Source organism: Streptomyces bathyalis, assembly GCF_015910445.1.
Lineage (GTDB): Bacteria > Actinomycetota > Actinomycetes > Streptomycetales > Streptomycetaceae > Streptomyces > Streptomyces bathyalis.
In genome coordinates this window covers 1,568,262-1,587,317 of sequence record NZ_CP048882.1, presented here as the reverse complement: position 1 = coordinate 1,587,317, position 19,056 = coordinate 1,568,262, and the positions used below count along the sequence as shown (strand labels likewise).

The window sequence follows — 19,056 nt, the reverse complement described above, 5'->3', positions numbered from 1 at the left end:
GCGGACCATTGTGGACCGCGTCGCTGACAACCGGTTCCCCGACCCGGCGGTCGGGGGCGTCGTCGTCCGTGTGCTCCCCGCCGTCGGTGCGAGGAAGGGCACGGGACGAGCCCGGCTCCGGGGCGTACGGTACGGGAACTCAGCACGCTCTCGGCTCGGTTGCATAGGGTGACAGGACCGCTTGCGTACGTACACGCAATTGACGCGATCGAAGGGACTCCATGCCCATGGGTCACACTGCCACGCCCCCGCCGGCCACCGGCGGGCTGACAGCGACCGAGCACCGGCTGGCCAACGGCCTGCGCGTCGTGCTCTCCGAGGACCATCTCACCCCGGTCGCAGCGGTCTGTCTCTGGTACGACGTCGGATCCCGCCACGAGGTCGCGGGCCGCACCGGGCTCGCCCATCTCTTCGAGCACCTGATGTTCCAGGGTTCCGCGCAGGTACAGGGCAACGGCCACTTCGAACTGATCCAGGGTGCGGGCGGATCGCTCAACGGCTCGACCAGCTTCGAGCGTACGAACTACTACGAGACCATGCCCGCCCACGAGTTGGAGCTCGCGCTCTGGTTGGAGGCGGACCGCATGGGCTCCCTGCTGACGGCCCTGGACGACGAGTCCATGGAGAACCAGCGCGACGTGGTCAAGAACGAGCGGCGCCAGCGCTACGACAACGTGCCGTACGGCACCGCGTTCGAGAAGCTGACGGCCATGGCCTACCCGGAGGGCCACCCGTACCACCACACCCCGATCGGCTCGATGGCCGACCTCGACGCGGCCTCCCTCGAGGACGCCCGCGAGTTCTTCCGCACGTACTACGCCCCGAACAACGCCGTGCTGACCGTCGTCGGCGACATCGACCCGGAGCAGACGCTCGGCTGGATCGAGAAGTACTTCGGCTCGGTGCCCGGGCACGAGGGCAAGAAGCCGCCGCGGGACGGAACCCTGCCGGAGATCATCGGCGACGAGAAGCGCGAGCTCCTCGAAGAGGAGGTGCCCTCCCGCGCGTTGATGGCCGCCTACCGGCTGCCGCACGACGGCACCCGTGAGTGCGACGCGGCGGACCTGGCGCTCACCGCGCTCGGCGGCGGCGAGTCCTCGCGCCTCAACAAGCGCCTGGTGCGCCGCGACCGGCTCGCGGTCGGCGCCGGATTCGGGCTGCTGCGGCTCGCGGGTGCGCCGTCCCTCGGCTGGCTGGACGTCAAGGCGTCCGGCGGCGTGGAGGTCTCACAGATCGAGGAGGCCATCGACGACGAGCTGCGGCGCTTCGCCGAGGAGGGCCCCGCGCCGGAGGAGATGGAGCGCGCGCAGGCGCAGTTGGAGCGCGAGTGGCTCGACAGGCTCGCCACCGTGGGCGGCCGGGCCGACGAACTGTGCCGCTACGCCGTGCTGTTCGGCGACCCTCAGCTCGCGCTGACCGCCGTCGACCGCGTCCTCGACATCACCGCCGAGGAGGTGCGGGAGGTGGCCGCCGCGCGGCTCCGTGCGGACAACCGTGCCGTGCTCGTCTACGAGCCCACCGAACCGGCCGCCGCAGACGACGAGACCGACGAGACCGAGGAGCCCGGCCAGTGAGCGACGCCCCGAACCCACAGACCGCCGCGGCAGGTACGTCGGAGGCGCAGGGCAAGCAGATGGAGTTCCACCCGCAGCCACGCGGCGGACAGCCGAAGCCCTGGGCCTTCCCCGCTCCGGAGCGCAGCGTCCTCGGCAACGGGCTCACCGTGCTGCGCTGTCACCGTCCCGGGCAGCAGGTCGTGGCCGTCGAAGTCACCCTGCAGGCACCGCTCGACGCCGAGCCGGCCGGGCTCGACGGCGTCGCGACGATCATGGCCCGCGCCTTCTCCGAGGGCACGGACAAGCTCGACGCGGAGCAGTTCGTTGACGAGCTGGAGAGCTGCGGCGCCTCGACCGACGCGTACGCCGACCACGCCGCCGTACGCGTCTCGCTGGAGGTGCCCGCGTCCCGGCTGCGCAAGGCGCTCGGCCTGTTCGCCGACTCGTTGCGTGCTCCGGCCTTCCCCGAGAGCGAGATCGAGCGGCTCGTCGAGAACCGTCTGGACGAGATCCCGCACGAGCTGGCCAACCCGACGCGGCGCGCCGCCAAGGAACTGGCCAAGGAGCTCTACCCGGCATCCGCCCGCATGTCCCGGCCGCGCCAGGGCACCGAGGAGACGGTCTCCCGCATCGACGCGACCGCCGTCCGCGCCTTCTACGACAGGCACGTTCGGCCCGCGACGGCCACCGCCGTGGTGGTCGGTGACCTCGACGGCGTCGACCTCGACACCGTGCTGGACGAGACGCTCGGCGCCTGGACCGGTGCCGCGACCCAGCCCCGCAAGGCGCCGCCGATCACCGCCGACGACACCGGGCGCGTGGTCATCGTCGACCGGCCCGGGGCCGTGCAGACGCAGATGCTGATCGGCCGGATCGGGCCCGACAGGCACGACCGGGTCTGGCCGGCCCAGGTACTGGGCACGTACTGCCTCGGCGGCACACTCACCTCGCGGCTGGACCGTGTGCTGCGCGAGGAGAAGGGCTACACCTACGGTGTGCGCGCCTTCGGGCAGGTTCTGCGCTCCACCACGGACGGCACCGGTGCGGCGCTGCTGGCCGTCTCCGGCTCGGTCGCCACGGACGTCACGGGCCCGGCCCTCGCCGATCTGTGGCAGGTGCTGCGCACCCTGGCCGCCGAAGGGCTCTCGGACGAGGAGCGGGATGTGGCCGTGCAGAACCTGGTCGGTGTCGCGCCGCTGAAGTACGAGACGGCGGCCGCCGTCGCCGACACCCTCGCGGAGCAGGTCGAGCAGCAACTCCCCGACGACTACCAGGCGAACGTCTACGCGGAGCTGGCGCGCACCGGCACGGTCGAGGCCACGGCGGCGGTCGTCGCCGCCTTCCCGCCGGACCGACTGGTCACGATCCTCGTCGGGGACGCCTCGCAGATCGCCGATCCGGTACGGGAGTTGGGGATCGGCGAGGTCAAGGTGGTGACCGGCGGCTGAGGAGCCGCGCCGGGCGCACCCGCCAGGAGACACGCGAACGACGAGAACATCAGGCGGCCCCGGTGGACGGAAGACGTCCACCGGGGCCGCTGCCGTTGCCTGTTCGCCTTCCACGACGCCGTTCTCGGCCTCACTTTGCCCGGATTGCCGCGTATGCCACGGTCTGTGGTGTGGGCTATGCGACAAAACATGGGTTTGGTTTGGCCGTTGCCAGATGCCCCATTTAGCGTCGATCCGGCTGTTCGTCAGAAGTGACCGCGACCGCGGCCGACGTTCGGCATCGCCGAGTCTCCTGTACGACGACGTACACATGGAGAGCCGGGGGCCCTTCCCTCGCGGCGCCGCTCAGGCGCAGAGGGTCCCTCCCAGTCCGGGCCGGAAACGGCAGGGCGGAGGAGGGGTGGGGTGAATCGGTCCGCCGCCCAGCGGACCGTAGGAGACCTTCCTGCTCCGAACCGACTGGGGGCCCCTTCTGCCCGGATTCCCGCCGGACCCCGCCGGAGTTCCGCTGCGCCCATGCACGGAGCCCCAAGCGCGGACGTGCGTGGAGCCACGCAGGCAGATGGCAGACCCGGTAGGCGAGAAGGAGGGAAAGGAGTCACGCCACACCATGGCGTTCATCCGTGCCACCGGGACGCATCGGCGTACCCGCCCCATGAGCCGACGCGCGAGGGCAGCAGGCATAGCCGGTCTGACCTTCGGCGTGGTCGGGACACTCGCATCGCCCGCCCTGGCCGACACCGGCGGACAGCCGCAGGCAGCGAGCAGCGGGGCAGACAAGAGTGCTGAGGACACCACTCGCCGGACCGGCCAGGAGACTCACGAGACCGGCCTGAGCCACGCCATCGGATTCGGCGACGCGATCGCCGACACCGTCAGCGACCAGGCCCGGCTCCAGAAGGCCGCGGCCGCCCAGGCCAAGGCCGCCAACGAGGCCAAGCGCAAGGCGGCCGCCGAGAAGGCGAAGCGCGAGCGCGAGGCCAGGGAGAAGGCAGCAAGGGCCGCTGAGCGGAAGAAGCTCAACGCCTACGTCGCCCCGCTCGAGGGCGCGTCGGTCTCCACGCCGTACCAGAGCTCCGGCGGGCTGTGGTCCTCCGGCAGTCACACCGGTGTCGACTTCCAGGCCGACGAGGGGACCGAGGTCCGGTCCGTCGCCGCCGGCGAGGTCGTCGAGGCAGGCAGCGACGGCTCGTTCGGGAACAGCGTCGTCGTCAAGCACCGCGACGGCACCTACACCCAGTACGGCCACCTGTCGTCGATCAGCGTCTCGGTCGGCCAGCAGGTCAAGCCGGGCCAGAAGATCGCGCTGTCGGGCTCCACGGGCAACACCACGGGTCCGCACCTGCACTTCGAGGCGCGCACGGGTCCCGACTACGGCTCGGACATGGACCCGGTCGGCTACCTGAGGAAGCACGGCGTCAGTCTCTGACCGTCCGCAGAACTGCCCGACGGTCCGGCGTCCCCGTACGCCTCCCGGCAAAGGCACCGAAGAGCCCCCGGCCGCTCACCGGCGACCGGGGGCTCTTCGCATGACGATGGCGCTGCCGCGAGACTCGTGGGCGCCGCACTCCGCCGCGGCGCTATACGCGTAGAGGAGAGTCAGACGGTCTCGGGCAGTTCTTCCAGGCCCTCGGAGACCAGCGTGGCCAGGCGCTCCAGCGCGCCCTCGGCGTCCACCGCGTCGGACGCGAGCACGATCTCCTCGCCGGACTCGGCGCCCAGGCCGAGGACACCGAGCATCGATGCGGCGTTGACGGGCACGCCTTCGTCGCCCTTCTTGACCGTGACGGGAACGCCGGCCGCAGCCGCCGCGCGGCAGAAGATCGAGGCAGGACGGGCGTGCAAGCCCTCGGCCCACCCGACGGTGACACGGCGCTCTACCATGGTTGTTGCCCTTCAGGTCGTGCTTTCGTCCGGCCGGGAACAAGTCTCGCATGCCTCTCTTGGCTGACGGCCGCACCCCCTTGACGTGCGCTGCCGGATGTCCGGGGCCGGAGTTTCCGGTACGGCCGTACCCTGAGTCCCATGCGTACCCCTCGGGAGCGTGCGTATCCGGCGCACTGGGAGGCCGACGTGGTGCTCCGTGACGGCGGCACCGCGCTCATCAGGCCCATCACCGCGGACGATGCAGACCGGCTCGTCGCCTTCTACGAGCGTGTATCCGACGAGTCGAAGTATTACCGCTTCTTCGCCCCGTACCCACGCCTCTCCGACCGCGACGTGCGTCGCTTCACACATCACGACTACGTCGACCGGGTGGGCCTCGCCGCCACTGTGGGCGGCGAGTTCATCGCCACGGTCCGCTACGACCGGGTCGACGATTCAGGACGCGCGGCCACCTCCTCCGACGAGGGGGGCTCCGCACAGGCCGAGGTGGCCTTCCTGGTGCGGGACGATCATCAGGGCCGTGGCGTGGCGTCCGCGCTCCTCGAACACATCGCGGCCGTGGCGCGCGAGCGGGGCATCCAGCGCTTCATCGCCGACGTGATGCCGGCCAACAACAAGATGATCAAGGTGTTCACGGACGCCGGCTACTCGCAGCGCCGCAGCTTCGAGGACGGCTCCGTCCATCTCACCTTCGACCTCGAACCGACCGAGCGGTCCCTCGCCGTCATGAGCGCCCGCGAGCAGCGGGCCGAGGGCCGCTCCGTGCGCCGGCTGCTCGCCCCCGGTTCGGTCGCGGTCATCGGCGCCAGCCGCTCGCCGCGCGGCGCGGGCCGCAGGGTCCTGGAGAGCCTGCGCACCTGCGGGTTCACCGGTCGCGTGTACGCGGTCAACCATGAGCTTCCCGAGGGAGGGAGCGAGATCGGCGGCGTGCCCGCGCACCGTTCCGTCAAGGACGTCCCGGAGCACCTCGACCTTGCCGTCGTGGCGGTTCCCGCGAGCCAGGTGCAGGCGCTCGCGCGGGAGTGCGGCGAGGCGGGCGTGCAGGGACTCGTCGTGCTCACCGCGGATTTCACCCGCGACGAGCAGCGCGAACTCGTCCGCCTGGCACGCTCGTACGGCACCCGCGTCATCGGCCCGAACGCCTTCGGACTGATGAACACCGACCCGGACGTGCGGCTCAACGCGACGCTCTCGCCGGAGATGCCCGCGCGCGGCAGGGTCGGCCTGTTCACCCAGTCCGGCGCCATCGGCATCGCCCTGCTGGCCGGGCTCCACCAGCGCGGCATCGGGCTGTCCAGCTTCGTCTCCGCGGGAAACAGGGCGGACGTCTCCGGCAACGACGTGCTCCAGCACTGGGACGACGATCCCGACACCGACGTCACGCTGCTCTACCTCGAATCGATCGGCAACCCGCGGAAATTCACCAGGCTCGCCAGGCGCATCGCCGCACGCAAGCCGGTCGTGGTGGTCAAGGGCGCGAGGCACAGCGGCGCCGCGCCGCCGCCCGGGCACGCCGCTCCGGTCTCCAGTACGCCGGTCGCCACCGTCACCGCGCTGCTCAGGCAGGCCGGTGTCGTGATGGTCGACACCGTCACCGAACTGCTCGACGCGGGCGCCCTGCTCGTGTCACAGCCGCTTCCGGCCGGGCCCCGCACCGCGATCCTCGGCAACGCCGAGTCGCTCGGTCTGCTCTCGTACGACGCGGCGCTCGCCGGTGAGCTGCGGCCGCAGCCCGTGCGCGACCTCGGCACCTCCGCGACGCCTGACGAGTACCGGCAGGCGCTGCGCGACGCCCTGGAGGACCCGGAGACGGACGCGGTCGTCGTCACCGTCATCCCATGGGTGGGCGACACCCCGACGGCGGAACTGGCGGACGCGCTGCGCGAGGCCTCGGACGGAGCCGACAAGCCCGTCACCGTCGTGCATCTGGCCATCGAGGGACTCGACTCCGCCCTCGCCGCACGCGGCATCCCCGCCTACCCCGCGCCCGAGCGAGCCGTGCGCGCCCTCTCGGAGGCGTCCCGCTACGCGCGCTGGCGTCGCGAGGCGGAAAACCCGGGGCGCGTAACGGAGTTCGAGGCCGACGAAACCGCGGCCTCGGAACTGCTCGCCCGCGCGGCGGCGGACGCGGCGGACGCCCCGGCAGGGGCCGAAGCGCCCCAGGGAACCGCGGACGTCTCCACCGCTCAGGAGGAGGGGGCCGGGGCTCCGGAGACCGGCGCCGAGGGAACGTCCGGCGCCGCCTCCGGCACCGTCTCCCACACCACGGGCGACGCCACCGTCCCGACTCCCGCCGCCGACACGAGCCACGGCCTCACCCTCGGCGCCGAGGACACGGAGGCACTGCTCGCCTGCTACGGCATCATCGTCGAGTCCACGATCCCGGCCCCCGGCCCGGACCAGGCCGCGGCCGCGGCGGAACGCATCGGCTACCCCGTCGCCCTCAAGACCACGGCTCCCCACCTGCGCCACCGCGCCGACCTCGGCGGCGTACGCCTCGACATCTCCTCGGAGAGCGAACTGCGCCGCGCACACGCCGAGCTCACGGAGACCTTCGGCGACGGGGCCGGGCTGCGCCCCGTCGTGCAGACCATGGCCCCGCGCGGCGTCGACACCGTCATCCGCGCGGCCCTCGACCCGTCCATCGGGGTGGTGCTCTCCTTCGGCCTCGCCGGCACCCCGTCCGAGCTGCTGGAAGACGTTGCGCACCGCCTCGTCCCCGTCACCGACAAGGACGCCGCCGAACTGGTGCGGGCCATCCGCAGCGCCCCGATCCTCTTCGGATGGCGTGGCGCGCAGGCCGTGGACGTCGCCTCACTGGAGGAGCTGCTGCTGCGGGTGTCACGCCTGCTCCACGAACACCCCGAGATCGTCGCCGTCGACCTGGAGCCCGTCGTCGTCGCGTCCCGGGGACACACGGTGCTCGGCGCGACCGTGCGGATCGCCGAGCCGTCGCCGCGGACCGACCTGGGCCGCCGCAGCCTGCCCGCTTACTGAGAGTCCCCCGGCCCGTAGGATGGCCCGCATGGCGAAGACCGGTACGACGACCCAGGGGCTGCGTGAGGCGATCGAGCGCAGCGGCTACTACCCGACCCTTGTGGCCGAGGCCGTCGAGGCGGCGGTGGGCGGCGAGCCCGTCACCTCCTACCTCGTGCACCAGGAGACGACGTTCGACTCCAACGAGGTGCGCCGCCATGTCACGGTCCTGGTCCTCACCGGTACGCGCTTCCTCGTCAGCCACACCGACGAGCAGCCCGCCGACGGCACCTCCTCTTCGCCGTACGCCACGACCTCCACGGAGTCCGTGAAGATCCAGCGCATCTCGTCCGTCGTGCTCTCCCGCGTCGTCGCCGACCCCGAGTCCTACACTCCCGGGACGCTGCCCCGCGAGGTCGTGCTGACCATCGGCTGGGGTGCGGTCTCCCGGCTGGACATGGAGCCCGCCACCTGCGGAGACCCCAACTGCGAGGCGGATCACGGCTATACGGGCTCCTCCACGGCGGACGACCTCTCGCTCCGTGTCAGTGAGGCGGCCGACGGACCCGACACCGTGCGGCAGACCCTCGCCTTCGCACAGGCGCTCTCAGAGGCGACGGTGACACCTTCCTGATGGCACAGGCCGCCACCGAGAACCCGCAGGAACCGCTGCCGCTCGATCCGCGTACCGCGCCCGTGCCGCGCTACGGCCTGGCGTCGCTGTCGGACCTGTTGCCCGCCATCGTCACGGCACAGGGCCTGGAGGGGCTGAAGACCGGGCTGCGGCTCGAACCGGCCGACCGTGCCTGCGTGTTCCTCGTCGACGGGCTCGGCTGGGACGTGCTGCGGGCGCACCCCGAAGAGGCACCGTTCCTCACCTCCCTGCTGCACACCTCGCTCGGCGGCACCGGATCGGCCCTGACCGCCGGATTCCCCTCCACGACCGCCACGTCGCTGGCCTCCGTCGGCACCGGCCTGCCCCCCGGCGTGCACGGCCTGCCCGGATACACCGCTCTCGATCCGGACACCGGCCGGCTGATGAACCAGCTGCGCTGGCAGCCCTGGACGGACCCGCACGTGTGGCAGCCCTACCCCACGGTCTTCCAGCTCGCCGACGCCGGCGGGATCACCGCGAGCCAGGTCTCCGCGCCGCACTTCGAGCAGACTCCGCTCACGCGCGTCGCGCTGTCGGGAGGAACGTTCTTCGGGGTGCTCAGCGCCGAGGACCGCATGGACCAGGCAGCCGAGCGGCTCGCCGCCGCGGACCGCACCCTCGTCTACACCTACTACGCCGAGCTCGACGGCCACGGCCACCGGTACGGCATCGACTCCGACGCCTGGCGCGGCCAGCTGATGTACGTGGACCGGCTCGCCCAGCGGCTCGCCGAGCAACTGCCGCCCCGTTCCGCGCTGTACATCACAGCCGACCACGGCATGGTCGACGTCCCCCTCACCCCGCAGGCCAGATTCGACGTCGACGAGGACTGGGAACTGAGAGCGGGCATCGCCGAGCTCGGCGGGGAGGGCAGGATGCGCCACCTCTACGCCGTGCCCGGGGCCGCACGTGACGTGGCGTCGGTCTGGCGCGAGGTGCTCGCCGGTCACGCGTGGGTGGCGACCCGCGAAGAGGCCGTGGAACTGGGGTGGTTCGGGCCACGGATCGACGCCAGGGTGCACGCCCGCATCGGCGACGTCGTGGCGGCGATGAGTGGCGACTCAGCCGTCGTGGCCAACGAGCGCGAGCCCAAGGAGTCCGCGCTCATCGGGATGCACGGCTCCGCCACCTCCGCCGAACAGCTCGTCCCGCTCCTCGAAGTCCGTACGTAGCCCAAGCCGCCCGTACGCCGGCCCCGCGGGCCCGTACGAGCACACACCGACCTGCCCGCGAGCGCAGAAAGGCCGACGTCTCCATGCCAGAGCTGGTGTTCTTCTCCGGAACCATGGACTGCGGCAAGTCGACACTGGCTCTCCAGATCGAGCACAACCGTTCCACCCGTGGCCTTCAGGGCATGATCTTCACCCGCAACGACCGTGCGGGGGAGGGGCGTCTGTCGTCCCGGCTGGGGCTCGTCACCGATGCCGTCGAGGCGAGGGACGGCTTCGACTTCCACGTGCACCTGGTGAAGCATCTGACCGCCGGCGGCCGCACCGACTACGTCATCGTGGACGAGGCGCAGTTCCTCACCGCGGAGCAGATCGACCAACTGGCCCGCATCGTCGACGACTTGGGCATGGATGTCTTCGCCTTCGGCATCGCCACCGACTTCCGCACAAGGCTCTTCCCGGGCTCGCAGCGGCTGATGGAACTGGCCGACCGCATCGAGGTGCTGCAGGTCGAGGCGCTGTGCTGGTGCGGCGCCAGGGCCACGCACAACGCCCGCACGGTCGGCGGGAAGATGGTGGTCGAGGGCGCGCAGGTCGTCGTCGGCGACGTGGGCGAACCCACCGGCGAAGTCGGCTACGAGGTGCTCTGCCGCCGTCACCACCGACGCCGGCTGACCTCCGCGACGGCGCGGGCGGGGGCGCTCTCCCCGGACGTGCTGCCCATCGACGCCCCCGCCACGCCGCACGTGACCTAGCACCCCCCGCTCCCGGCTGTCAGATGTGTGCGATCACGCTGAACTGCGCGCCCTCCGGATCGGCGGCCGTGGCCACCCGGCCGTGCGGTGTGTCGGCCGGCAAGTGCACGACGGATCCGCCCAGTTCGGCGACGCGCCGCATGGTTTCGTCGGTGTCGGTGACGGCGAAGTAGGTCTTCCAGTACGGTCCGCGGTCGCGCGGGAGCGCCTGCCCCACGCCGTGGATTCCCGCCACGGGCTCGCCGTTCACATGGAGCGTCACATAATCCCGGCCGTTCCCGACGTTCGAGTCGCCGTCGCCGTTCCCTGTGCCGTCGGCGGTGGGCTCGTAGCCGAAGACCGCGGGATAGAAGCTCCCGGCGGCCGACGACTCACGGGTGATCAGTTCGTACCAGACGGGCGCTCCCGGCACCTCTGCGGTGGCCGGGGACAGGCTCTCCGGCTGCGGCGCGGGCTGCCACACACCGAAGCCCGCACCCGCGGTGTCGGCCGCGATCGCCATGCGGCCCGCGTTGTCCGCGTCCAGCGGCCCGACGGCGACGGTCCCGCCCCGTTCGCGGATCAGGCCGGCGGTGGCGTCCGCGTCGTCGCTCGCCATGTACGGCAGCCAGGCGACGTTCAGACGCCGGCCGGGGACGATCTCCCCCAGGCCCGCCACTTCGTGCCCGTCCGCCAACGCCCGTACGTAGGGCCCCGGTTGGCGGGGGCCCGAGTAGAACTCCCATCCGAACAGCTGGTGGTAGAACTCCTGGCTCCTGGCCAGCTCCTGCACCAGCAGGCTCGCCCAGCAGGGTGTGCCGGGCATCTGTCTCGGCTGTGTGTGCCGAGTGACTGACTCCGTCATACGTGTTGTCTCCCTCGGACCATCGTCGATGTGGTCCCGTCGTGTGTTGGGTGCGATGTGACCGCTTCGGATTCCGTACCCTTCCGTGACGCTTACCGATGGTCGCACCACCTGTGGCGCCATAGTCACCGACACCACCGGTACTTCCCCTTTCGCATCGGTCTGTTCCGCACACGTGAGTGAAAATGGCGGGATGACAGCCATCACTTCCGCATCAGCTCTCGCGGGCGAACTCTCCCGCGACGAGCCCCCCGTGCTCCTCGACGTCCGCTGGCAGCTCGGCGGACCGAACGGCAGGCCGGACTACGAGGCCGGCCATCTGCCCGGAGCCGTCTACGTCGACCTGGACTCCGAACTGGCAGCGCCGCCGGGCGATTCCGGCCGCCACCCGCTGCCGGACCCGGAGGTCTTCGGGGCGGCCATGCGGCGGGCGGGAGTCTCCGGCTCGCGTCCCGTCGTCGTCTACGACGGGGGTACGGGCTGGGCCGCGGCCCGTGCGTGGTGGCTGCTGCGCTGGGCGGGCCACGGGGACGTACGGGTGCTGGACGGTGGCCTGGCCGCGTGGGACGGGCCCCTGGAGGCGGGCGAAGTGAAGCCGGAACCGGGCGACTTCACGCCACGTCCGGGAGCGCTGCCCGTGCTGGACGCCGAGGGCGCGGCGGCGCTGGCGCGGCGCGGTGTGCTCCTGGATGCCCGGGCCGCCGAGCGGTACCGGGGCGAGGTGGAGCCGATCGACCCGGTCGGCGGTCACATCCCGGGTGCCGTGTCCGCCCCGACGTCGCAGAACGTGACGGACCCCGGGGAGAAGGAAGCCCCGCTGCTGCGCGGGTCCGGGGAACTGCGGGCCCGCTTCCGCCAGTTGGGCGTCACTGAGGGGACCGAGGTCGGCGTGTACTGCGGCTCGGGAGTCTCGGCCGCGCACGAGATCCTCGCGCTGGCCGAGGCCGGAATCGACGCGGCCCTGTACCCGGGTTCCTGGAGCGAGTGGTCCGGGGACACGACCCGGCCGGTCGCCAAGGGGCCCGAACCGGGCTGAGGCGCTGCCGAGTTCGCGGCCGGCGGAACCGCTGAACGGCAGACACGACACCCCGACCGGAGCACCCGGCAGCCGCCTCATGCGGCCGTTGATCACCGGGCGCTCCGGTAGGGCGTGCGCGTTCAGTCCTTCTTGCGGCGGGTGCCGAAGACGATCTCGTCCCAACTGGGCACCGCGGCACGGCGACCGGGACGCACACCGTCCGCCTCGGCCTGCCGGTCGGTGTTGCCCTTCAGCCGGTCACGGTGGGCGCTGACCGAACGGGGCATCAGCACGTCCGCGTACGCCGAACCGGCACCCGCGGCCGTGGCCGGAGGCTCGATGGGCTCCTCCTCTTCCTCGGTCTCCCGGTCGTCGTCGGAGGTGTTCTCCGTCTCCGAGGTGGACGAGGCGTGAGTTGCCGACGCCGGCGCGCTCTGCTGCTCCGGCACGACGAGGTCGCCACGGAAGTTGGGCACGGCCTCCAACAGGCTTGTCAGAGAGTCCGGTTCGCCGTCCGCGTCTCCGTCGCCGGAGAATGCGGTGGGGTCCAGATCCCCGCGGTCGCTCTTGTCGCTCCGCTCCCTGGGGAGCCTCGCGATCCGCGGCACGAAGGGGGTGCTGGGCTCCGGCGTGTCGTCGGTCTCGCCGATGAGCGAGCGCGCCTCGTCGTCGACGGCCTGCACGAGCCGCCGCGGCGGATCGTACGTCCACGTCGCGGAGTGCGCCTGGCCGGCGACCCGGTAGGCGAGCAGCACTTCCCAGGTGCCGTCGTCCCGTCTCCAGGAATCCCAGTGCACCGCGTCCTTGTCGGCGCCGCGCAGCAGCAGCCGCTCGGCAACGGCCTCGCCGAGCTGAGGACCGGCGTTCTCCCCGGGGCGGCGCACCGGCGTCTTGCGTGCGCGCTCCGCCATGAACGCACGCTCCGCGAGCACGGGGCCCTCGAAGCGGCGTACGCGGTCGACGGGGATCCCCGCGAGCTGTGCGACCTCCTCGGCGGAGGCACCGGCCCGTATACGCGCCTGGATGTCGCGGGGGCGCAGGTGGCTCTCGACCTCGATCTCGATCTGGCCGAGGCGTGCGCGGTCGTTGCGTACGGCGGCCCGCAGCCGCTCGTCAATCGGAAGGGTGTATTCCGTGCTGTCGGCAGCTTTGAGCACCAGACGTGTGCCGTCGTTGCTGACGGCCACGACACGCAGTTCGGGCATGTGAACCTCCCGGGTGGTGCCTGCCGACATCACGTGCGTCGCTGCTCCCGCTGGACGAATGTGGCCTGCCCGTGTGCGGCCTGCCACAACCTTGCCGACCTGTCCGACGACCGGGACCTTCCCGGAGCCGCCTGCGGCACGGTTATCACTTCGCAACGCATAGTGACCGTCCTCGTCACCTGTGCTGCCTGAGCCGGGTCTGAGCCGAGGCCAGGGCTCGTCACACTACTCCATTAGGGCCACGGGGGTGGACCGGCGCGCCGTTCAAATTGCTCGCGGGGAAGGGGATTTGATGGTCCGGACAAGCCTAGAAAGGGCCTCCGCAGGTGGCAAGGGTCACAGAACCGCCCGGAACGGAGTCATTCACTTCGGATATTGCCCACTTGGACGCGCGTTATGAACGAATCGCTCAGCGCCGCATATTGACAGGTCAGAACAGCAAGTCCCCCGGACCGGCGACGACTTCGGACGCATCGGCGAGCCTTCCTGTGAACGGGGGTGCGCCGGGGGCGGACGGAGGCAGAGCACGGGCGAACGGGGCCGGATCGTGCTCCCCCCGCTGCGCGGGCCCGTCATGTTCCCCTCGCCCGGCGGCGGTTGACGTTCGGTCGTCGCTGGTCAGATGCCGGGCCGCACGGATCTCCGGCGGATTTCCCACGTGGCGGGCGGCGTCACTCGCCGAGTACGCGCCGCAGATAGTCGTTGCCGAAGACGCGATCGGGGTCGAGTCTGTCGCGGACGCGGGTGAATTCCTCGAAGCGCGGATATGACGACGCGAGATACGCGGCGTCACGCGAGTGCAGCTTGCCCCAGTGCGGACGCCCTCCGTGGGCCGTCATGATCCGCTCGGCCTCCGTGAAATACGCCTCGTGAGGTGAACCCCGGTACATGTGTACGGCGATGTACCCCGTCTCACGCCCCTGCGCCGTCGAGAGCGGGATCCCGTCCGCCGGTGCCGTGCGCACCTCGACGGGGAAGCTGATCTGGAGGCGCGAACGCTCGACGAGCTGCTTCAGCTCCCACAGGGCCGGCACAAGGGCCTCGCGCGGCAGGGCGTACTCCATCTCGATGAAGCGCACACGCCGTGGGCTGGTGAAGACCCGGTACGGGATGTCGGTGTACGTACGCGCCGAGAGTGCCCTGCTGGAGATGCGCGCGATCGGGGGAACGACCGCCGGGGCCGCGGCTCCCAGCGAACAGACGCCCTGGAAGACGCCGTTGGAGAGCAACTCGTCGTCTATCCATCCGCGCAGGCGGGGCAGCGGCTGCGCCGGACCCTCGCTGCGGTTGTTGCGCTTGGTGTTGCAGCTGTCGGTGTGCGGGAACCAGTAGAACTCGAAGTGCTCGTTCTCGGCGACGAGTTGATCGAAATCCCTCGTCACCGCCTCGAAGGCCATCGGCTCCTCGCGCGCGGTGAGCAGGAACTCCGGTTCGACGGAGAATGTCAGCTCACTGATCACGCCGAGCGCACCGAGCCCGAGCCGGGCCGCGGCGAAGACCTCCGCGTTCTCCTGCTCCGAACACCGCAGCACGGAGCCGTCGGCGCACACCAGCTCCAGTCCGGTGACCTGCGCCGCCAGCGAGGCCGAGGCGCGGCCGGTGCCGTGGGTCCCGGTGCTGACGGCGCCCGAGACCGTCTGCTCCATGATGTCGCCCATGTTGGTGAGCGACAGTCCGGCGGCGGCCAGCGTCTCGTTGAGGTGCCTCAGGCTGGTCCCGGCTGCCACCGTCACGGTGCCGGCGTCACGGTCCAACCCGCGGATGCCGACGAGGTGTTCGGGCCGGATCAGCATCCCGTCGGTGACGGCGGCGGCGGTGAAGGAGTGCCCCGTACCGACGGCCTTGACCCGCAGGCCGTCCTCGGCGGCGCGGCGCACGGCCTCCGACAGCGCGTCGGTGGTCGAGGGGGAGACGGTGCGGGCGGGAGCCATGGCGACGTTCCCCGCCCAGTTGCGCCACGTCGTGCGAGTGCCCAGGTCCTTGCGTGCCTGACGGCCGCCCCGGCCGCTGCTCATCGGCTGCGCGCTCATCAAGCCGTGCCCCCTCTCGCAGTGACATCGGATCATACTCACGGCCCGGCGCCCGCTCCGTCGGGGTCCACCCGGCCGCCCGCGGGCCGCCGCGCACCACCGCGACCGGAGCGAGGGAGCCGGGCCGACCACGCGCACTCCGCGGATGGCAGGATCGGGACATGTCCGATGCGCTCGATGCCGGTGACCCCGCCGGTTCTGCCGCCCCCACCGATGCCCGCCCCTACGACGCTCTGCTGCTGCTGTCGTTCGGGGGTCCCGAAGGGCCCGACGACGTCGTTCCGTTCCTGGAGAACGTCACGAGGGGGCGCGGCATCCCGCGCGAACGCCTCGCCGAGGTCGGCGAGCACTACTTCCTCTTCGGCGGCGTGAGCCCCATCAACGCACAGTGCCGGGTGCTGCTGGACGCCCTCCGCAAGGACTTCGCCGAACAAGGGGTGGACCTCCCCGTCTACTGGGGCAACCGCAACTGGGCGCCGTATCTGACCGACACGCTGCGCGAGATGACGCGTGACGGGCGCCGCCGGGTGCTGACGTTCGCCACCAGCGCCTACGCCTCGTACTCGGGCTGCCGCCAGTACCGGGAGAACCTCGCCGAGGCGCTGGCCGCCCTCGAAGGGGAGGGCTTCGAGCCGCCGCGCGTCGACAAGCTGCGGCACTTCTTCAACCACCCGGGATTCGTCGGGCCCATGGCCGAGGGCGTGCTCGCCGCGCTGGACACGCTCCCCGCCCACGTGCGCGAGGGCGCGCATCTCGCCTTCACCACGCACTCCATTCCGACCTCCGCCGCCGACTCCTCCGGGCCGCCCGCGGACCACGGCCCTGGAGGTGCGTACGTCGCGCAGCACCTGGAGGTCGCCCGGCTCGTCGCCGGGGCCGTCGCGGAGCGGAGCGGCACCGAGCGGCCGTGGCAGCTGGTGTACCAGTCGCGCAGCGGCCCGCCCCAGGTGCCGTGGCTGGAGCCGGACATCTGCGACCACCTGGAGACCCTGCAAGCGGAGGGCGCGCCCGCCGCCGTGATGGTGCCGATCGGCTTCGTCTCCGACCACATGGAGGTCCTCTACGACCTCGACACCGAGGCGACCGCCAAGGCCGGCTCGCTCGGGCTGCCCGTGGCACGTTCCGCGACCGTCGGAGCGGATCCCCGTTTCACGGCGGCTGTGAGGGAACTGGTCCTGGAGCGAGCAGCCACCGAGCGTGGCGCGCGGCCCGAACGGTGCGCCGTCGGCAGTCTGGGACCCAGTCACGACGTGTGCCCCGTCGGCTGCTGCCCGGGCAGGACGGAGAAGCCCGCCGCGGCGGGCGCGGACAGTCCTTACGCGTAGGGGCCGCGCGTCGCGAGCAGAAGCACTGGTGGGGACACGCGACGAAGCAGACGAGAGCCCGAGGCAAGGAGAAACGTGAGCGCCCAGGTCGACCAGCTCAAGGCCGAACTCCTCGAACTCGCCCTGGAGGCCGCGCACCGCGCGGGTGCTCTCCTCCACGACGGACGCCCCGCGGACCTCGAGGTCTCCGCGACCAAGTCCAGCTCCGTCGACGTCGTCACGGAGATGGACCTGGCCTCCGAGAAGCTGATCACCGGGTATCTCTCCGAACGCCGCCCCGACGACGGGTTCCTGGGCGAGGAGGGCGCGTCCTCGCAGGGCACGAGCGGTGTCCGCTGGATCGTCGACCCCCTCGACGGCACCGTGAACTACCTGTACGGGCTGCCCGGCTGGGCGGTCTCCATCGCCGCGGAGTTCGAAGGGGAGACGGTCATCGGCGTCGTCGAGTCGCCCCCGCGCCGCGAGACCTTCCGCGGGGCGCTCGGCCACGGCGCCTTCCGCAACGCCCAGCCCATCCGCTGCCGTCCCGCGCCCCCGCTCGACCAGGCGCTCGTCGCCACCGGCTTCAACTACGTCGCCGAACGGCGTGCGGCACAGGCCGATCTGGTGCGGCAGCTGATCCCGCGCGTACGCGACATCCGCCGCTCCGGCTCCGCCGCGGTCGACCTGTGCGACGTCGCGGCCGGGCGGCTCGACGCCTTCTACGAGCGCGGCCTGCACGCCTGGGACCTGGCCGCGGGCGACCTCATCGCACGGGAGGCCGGAGCCCGCACGGGAGGGCGTCCGGGTCTTCCGCCGGACGGCGAACTGGCCGTCGCCGCTTCCCCCGGCGTCTTCGAGATCCTCCAGCCCCTGCTCGACCGCCTCGGCGCCTGGCACGACTGAACGCCCTGCCTCGCAGCAGGGCGCGGGGGCGGCGGGCACATGAGTGAGCCCCGGGGCGGGGGGCTCCCGGGGCTCATATCAGTTCACAGGCGATTCGGATCCGGCCGGCGGCTCTCCGCGCGGCCCGGGGCGCTCAGACCGTGCTGGCGCCGATCTGCACACCGTGCTCGGCGGCGATGCGGTGGAGGTCTTCCAGCTCCGACTGCTCGACGTCCACGAGGAAGTCGTCGCCCGACTCACGAGCGCGGCTGAGGTCGGTCTCGGTGTTCTGTATACGCTGCAGGAGTCCGGCAGTGAACGCGTCCATGGTGCGCCCCCTCGTCATGGGTCAGTGGCACGGGGATGTGTGCCGAGGGTTCTGTCGATCATGATCACGACGTGCTCCCTGGCTGGACGGTCGGCAGCCGGAGCGTCCGGATCTCCGGTCGTGGTGGCTAGCCGCCTACAGGGCGTGATCGCGGGGTGTGCCCCTCGTCCTCCCCTCTTGCAACCTCAGAGAAACCTCAAGCCCGGAAAAATCTCGCGGGCCGTCCGCGAAGCGGCTCTTACCGCCGATTTACCGAGGTACGGGGCAGGATTGCAGCATCACGCCAACCTGCCCACGGCACATCTGCGGGCAGGTTCAGTACCAGGAAGGAAGGTGCCGTGCGGGTACTCGTCGTCGAGGACGAGCAACTGCTCGCCGATGCGGTCGCGACCGGGCTCCGCCGGGAAGCCATGGCCGTCGACGTGGTCTACGACGGAGCGGCGGCCCAGGAGCGCATCGACGTCAACGACTACGACGTCGTCGTCCTCGACCGCGACCTGCCCGTCGTCCACGGCGACGACGTGTGCCGAAACATCGTCGATCTCGGCCTGCCCACGCGGGTGTTGATGCTCACAGCCTCCGGCGACGTGAGCGACCGTGTCGAGGGCCTGGAGATCGGCGCGGACGACTATCTGCCCAAGCCGTTCGCCTTCACCGAACTCGTGGCGCGCGTACGGGCCCTGGGCCGCCGCGCCACCTCCCCGCTGCCGCCCGTCCTGGAGCGTGCCGGCATCAGGCTCGACCCGAACCGCCGGGAGGTGTTCCGCAACGGCTCGGAGATCCAGCTCGCCCCGAAGGAGTTCGCCGTCCTGGAGGTGCTGATGCGTGGCGAGGGCACCGTCGTCTCCGCGGAACAGCTGCTGGAGAAGGCGTGGGACGAGAACACCGATCCCTTCACCAATGTCGTACGGGTCACCGTGATGACCCTGCGCCGGAAGCTCGGTGAGCCTCCGGTGATCCTCACCGTTCCCGGCGCCGGATACAGGATCTGATCGC

16 protein-coding genes are annotated in these 19,056 nt (G+C 71.4%); 11 read left to right on the top strand and 5 right to left on the bottom strand.

Annotated features, from left to right (window positions below):
* The first annotated feature begins 221 nt into the window (after positions 1-221).
* The 3 genes from G4Z16_RS06870 (at position 222) to G4Z16_RS06860 (ending at position 4,433) form a co-directional block, all read left to right on the top strand.
* A complete protein-coding gene (locus tag G4Z16_RS06870; RefSeq protein WP_197349784.1) occupies positions 222-1,574 on the top strand; it encodes a M16 family metallopeptidase in 1,353 nt (450 codons plus the stop codon).
* A gap of 59 nt (positions 1,575-1,633) precedes the next feature.
* Positions 1,634-3,004, top strand: coding sequence for a M16 family metallopeptidase (locus G4Z16_RS06865; RefSeq protein WP_197354216.1), 1,371 nt, complete (start codon positions 1,634-1,636; stop codon positions 3,002-3,004).
* Positions 3,005-3,614: 610 nt separating this feature from the next.
* Entirely contained in the window at positions 3,615-4,433 is an 819-nt protein-coding gene (locus tag G4Z16_RS06860; protein ID WP_197354215.1) for a M23 family metallopeptidase, read from the top strand.
* Between the two features lie 170 nt (positions 4,434-4,603).
* On the opposite strand, the gene G4Z16_RS06855 is transcribed toward G4Z16_RS06860, so the two are convergent.
* Positions 4,604-4,888, bottom strand: a complete 285-nt coding sequence (locus tag G4Z16_RS06855; protein WP_197349782.1) for an HPr family phosphocarrier protein — start codon at positions 4,886-4,888, stop codon at positions 4,604-4,606.
* A gap of 141 nt (positions 4,889-5,029) precedes the next feature.
* Between G4Z16_RS06855 and G4Z16_RS06850 the strand changes: the two genes are divergently transcribed.
* The 4 genes from G4Z16_RS06850 (at position 5,030) to G4Z16_RS06835 (ending at position 10,446) form a co-directional block, all read left to right on the top strand.
* The gene (locus G4Z16_RS06850; RefSeq protein ID WP_197349780.1) at positions 5,030-7,888 is read left to right on the top strand and encodes a bifunctional acetate--CoA ligase family protein/GNAT family N-acetyltransferase; all 2,859 of its coding nucleotides are present in this window, start codon (positions 5,030-5,032) and stop codon (positions 7,886-7,888) included.
* Between the two features lie 28 nt (positions 7,889-7,916).
* Entirely contained in the window at positions 7,917-8,501 is a 585-nt protein-coding gene (locus tag G4Z16_RS06845) for a DUF5998 family protein (protein ID WP_028437403.1), read from the top strand.
* Positions 8,501-9,694: an alkaline phosphatase family protein gene (locus G4Z16_RS06840; RefSeq protein ID WP_197349778.1), complete on the top strand. Its 1,194-nt coding sequence runs from the start codon at positions 8,501-8,503 to the stop codon at positions 9,692-9,694. The genes G4Z16_RS06845 and G4Z16_RS06840 overlap by 1 nt, the downstream gene beginning before the upstream one ends.
* Before the next feature lie 83 nt (positions 9,695-9,777).
* Positions 9,778-10,446, top strand: coding sequence for a thymidine kinase (locus G4Z16_RS06835; protein ID WP_028437401.1), 669 nt, complete (start codon positions 9,778-9,780; stop codon positions 10,444-10,446).
* 19 nt (positions 10,447-10,465) lie between these two features.
* On the opposite strand, the gene G4Z16_RS06830 is transcribed toward G4Z16_RS06835, so the two are convergent.
* Positions 10,466-11,251, bottom strand: a complete 786-nt coding sequence (locus tag G4Z16_RS06830; RefSeq protein WP_246530715.1) for a VOC family protein — start codon at positions 11,249-11,251, stop codon at positions 10,466-10,468.
* A 232-nt stretch (positions 11,252-11,483) separates the two neighbouring features.
* Here G4Z16_RS06830 and G4Z16_RS06825 point away from each other — a divergent pair, with 232 nt between their 5' ends.
* Positions 11,484-12,326, top strand: a complete 843-nt coding sequence (locus G4Z16_RS06825; RefSeq protein ID WP_197349774.1) for a sulfurtransferase — start codon at positions 11,484-11,486, stop codon at positions 12,324-12,326.
* Between the two features lie 122 nt (positions 12,327-12,448).
* Here G4Z16_RS06825 and sepH read toward each other — a convergent pair whose 3' ends face one another.
* Both sepH and G4Z16_RS06815 read right to left on the bottom strand, forming a co-directional pair.
* Entirely contained in the window at positions 12,449-13,513 is a 1,065-nt protein-coding gene (sepH, locus tag G4Z16_RS06820; RefSeq protein ID WP_197349772.1) for a septation protein SepH, read from the bottom strand.
* Positions 13,514-14,184: 671 nt separating this feature from the next.
* Positions 14,185-15,528: a D-arabinono-1,4-lactone oxidase gene (locus G4Z16_RS06815; RefSeq protein WP_246531232.1), complete on the bottom strand. Its 1,344-nt coding sequence runs from the start codon at positions 15,526-15,528 to the stop codon at positions 14,185-14,187.
* Positions 15,529-15,704: 176 nt separating this feature from the next.
* Here G4Z16_RS06815 and G4Z16_RS06810 point away from each other — a divergent pair, with 176 nt between their 5' ends.
* Together G4Z16_RS06810 and G4Z16_RS06805 are read left to right on the top strand one after the other, a co-directional pair.
* Positions 15,705-16,868 (top strand): ferrochelatase, encoded by a 1,164-nt coding sequence (locus G4Z16_RS06810; RefSeq protein WP_197349770.1) that lies wholly within the window; start codon positions 15,705-15,707, stop codon positions 16,866-16,868.
* 75 nt (positions 16,869-16,943) lie between these two features.
* A complete protein-coding gene (locus G4Z16_RS06805) occupies positions 16,944-17,753 on the top strand; it encodes an inositol monophosphatase family protein (RefSeq protein WP_197349769.1) in 810 nt (269 codons plus the stop codon).
* A gap of 133 nt (positions 17,754-17,886) precedes the next feature.
* Here the strand turns inward: G4Z16_RS06805 and G4Z16_RS06800 are convergent, their stop codons facing one another.
* Positions 17,887-18,060: a hypothetical protein gene (locus G4Z16_RS06800; RefSeq protein WP_165434865.1), complete on the bottom strand. Its 174-nt coding sequence runs from the start codon at positions 18,058-18,060 to the stop codon at positions 17,887-17,889.
* Between the two features lie 338 nt (positions 18,061-18,398).
* Here G4Z16_RS06800 and G4Z16_RS06795 point away from each other — a divergent pair, with 338 nt between their 5' ends.
* Entirely contained in the window at positions 18,399-19,052 is a 654-nt protein-coding gene (locus G4Z16_RS06795; protein WP_197349768.1) for a response regulator transcription factor, read from the top strand.
* The last annotated feature ends 4 nt before the right edge of the window (positions 19,053-19,056 follow it).

What these genes read in the sequence shown, in the direction of transcription:
- G4Z16_RS06870 (WP_197349784.1), top strand. Translation starts at nt 222, where the DNA reads ATGCCCATGGGTCACACTGCCACGCCCCCGCCGGCCACCGGCGGGCTG.
- G4Z16_RS06865 (WP_197354216.1), top strand. Translation starts at nt 1,634, where the DNA reads ATGGAGTTCCACCCGCAGCCACGCGGCGGACAGCCGAAGCCCTGGGCC.
- G4Z16_RS06860 (WP_197354215.1), top strand. Translation starts at nt 3,615, where the DNA reads ATGGCGTTCATCCGTGCCACCGGGACGCATCGGCGTACCCGCCCCATG.
- G4Z16_RS06855 (WP_197349782.1), bottom strand. Translation starts at nt 4,888, where the DNA reads ATGGTAGAGCGCCGTGTCACCGTCGGGTGGGCCGAGGGCTTGCACGCC.
- G4Z16_RS06850 (WP_197349780.1), top strand. Translation starts at nt 5,030, where the DNA reads ATGCGTACCCCTCGGGAGCGTGCGTATCCGGCGCACTGGGAGGCCGAC.
- G4Z16_RS06845 (WP_028437403.1), top strand. Translation starts at nt 7,917, where the DNA reads ATGGCGAAGACCGGTACGACGACCCAGGGGCTGCGTGAGGCGATCGAG.
- G4Z16_RS06840 (WP_197349778.1), top strand. Translation starts at nt 8,501, where the DNA reads ATGGCACAGGCCGCCACCGAGAACCCGCAGGAACCGCTGCCGCTCGAT.
- G4Z16_RS06835 (WP_028437401.1), top strand. Translation starts at nt 9,778, where the DNA reads ATGCCAGAGCTGGTGTTCTTCTCCGGAACCATGGACTGCGGCAAGTCG.
- G4Z16_RS06830 (WP_246530715.1), bottom strand. Translation starts at nt 11,251, where the DNA reads ATGCCCGGCACACCCTGCTGGGCGAGCCTGCTGGTGCAGGAGCTGGCC.
- G4Z16_RS06825 (WP_197349774.1), top strand. Translation starts at nt 11,484, where the DNA reads ATGACAGCCATCACTTCCGCATCAGCTCTCGCGGGCGAACTCTCCCGC.
- sepH (WP_197349772.1), bottom strand. Translation starts at nt 13,513, where the DNA reads ATGCCCGAACTGCGTGTCGTGGCCGTCAGCAACGACGGCACACGTCTG.
- G4Z16_RS06815 (WP_246531232.1), bottom strand. Translation starts at nt 15,528, where the DNA reads ATGAGCAGCGGCCGGGGCGGCCGTCAGGCACGCAAGGACCTGGGCACT.
- G4Z16_RS06810 (WP_197349770.1), top strand. Translation starts at nt 15,705, where the DNA reads ATGTCCGATGCGCTCGATGCCGGTGACCCCGCCGGTTCTGCCGCCCCC.
- G4Z16_RS06800 (WP_165434865.1), bottom strand. Translation starts at nt 18,060, where the DNA reads ATGGACGCGTTCACTGCCGGACTCCTGCAGCGTATACAGAACACCGAG.